Source organism: Nitrosospira sp. NpAV (genome assembly GCF_000832065.1).
Classification (GTDB): Bacteria; Pseudomonadota; Gammaproteobacteria; order Burkholderiales; family Nitrosomonadaceae; genus Nitrosospira.
The window spans coordinates 1-1,536 of the sequence record NZ_JXQM01000055.1 but is presented as its reverse complement, the minus strand read 5'-3'; the positions used below and the strand labels follow the sequence as shown (position 1 = coordinate 1,536).

The 1,536-nt window shown below is 46.3% G+C and carries 1 protein-coding gene; it reads right to left on the bottom strand.

The features are described from left to right. Nucleotides 1–387 precede the first annotated feature (387 nt). Nucleotides 388–1,323, bottom strand: coding sequence for a diguanylate cyclase (locus SQ11_RS15230; protein WP_041515052.1), 936 nt, complete (start codon nucleotides 1,321–1,323; stop codon nucleotides 388–390). Between the last annotated feature and the right edge of the window lie 213 nt (nucleotides 1,324–1,536).

Here is a 1,536-nt window from a genome sequence, read left to right as displayed (position 1 = left end):
ATGCGGGTATAACCGGCATCGCCCAACATCTGTTCAAGCAGCCGGACATTGACATCCTGATCATCAACAATCAGGATGCTGGCGCTAAGAATGTCGGGTTTGCTAATCATTATTTCTGTCCGTTTGTTGACATTGGTTAATATGCCGCAACTTTGGGTAGGATACCCTGTTGATTATATAGATTATAAGTAAGTGATTATTTTTCCAATTGCCTGAATTCACACTTATATCATATCTTCTTCATTACAAGAAACAATGGCTCTTTGGTACACCTACCTATTGGTGACGAACATTCGCTAGATGGGGATTGAGCGCTAGTACCTTAATTACAGTAAGCAATCATACAAATGAAGCCATTGGTCTAAAATCCGGCGGTTGGATTCAGGTTTAATTGGTACGCTCTGAAATTCGATAAGTATTTTTGCTCGCGTGCTTGGCATCCAGTAAAGCGATATCCGCATTTTTTAGGAGAGTCTTTACATCTTCGCCATTGCGCGGATAAAGACCGATGCCAGCACTGGCGGTCACACTCACATTCCTGCCCTGAATGCTATAGGGTTGCGACAATGCCTTGATGATTTTTTCGGCTGCAAGCGCCACCCCATCACCATTAGTGATATATGGCATGGCAATCACAAATTCATCGCCTCCCAAACGAGCCACTGTATCCTCCTGCCGTATTGTGGCTACCAGGCGTGCCGCAACCAGCTTCAATAGCAGATCACCGCCATCGTGACCCAGTTTATTGTTGATCTCCTTGAATCCATCCAGATCCAGATATACGACCGCCATGATGCCATTGTTTCTTTTTGCATGAATGATGGCGTGAGAGACTCTCTCGACCAGGAGTCGTCTGTTGGCAAGCCCGGTCAATGGGTCATGCAGTGCCATGAATTCCTGAGTTTTGGCGTAATGACGCGCCTTTTGATGTAACAGGCGCACTTCTAAAAGGTTGTGAACACGCGCAAGCACCTCGGCCACATCAAATGGCTTACTGACGAAATCCTTGGCACCAGATTGAAGCGCGCGCAGCTTATAGTTCGGATTGGCGGTAACTACCAGGACGGAGAGATATCCGTCCGTCTCGATTTCCCTTAATGCCTCAAGCACCTGAAAGCCATCCATGCCTGGCATTTTCAGATCGAGCAGAATCAAGTCATAATGGTTCTGACGGTGCAGATCATAGACTTTATGCGGATCCATCGCCGAGGTGACGGAAGTGTAGTTTGCAGTAGCCAGCACACTCTCCAGCAGCTGTATATTTGATTCCTGATCATCGACAATCAGGATTTTGGCGCTACGAATGTCGGTTTCACTGATCATCCTGAATCCTCTATCGACAGATATTGAAGATGAAGGTCAACCGGCCTCAGAATGACCTTCATCATAACCCTGGACTGGAAAACGACCGGTCAAGCGCCTGATTTAGGATCATTCTGCTTTTACTCTGCGGATTTATTCATTTGAGTTTGTTACGCAACTGTACTGAACCGCCGGACTATTTTTTTAACCGGATACATGCTTTCGGTAACATCC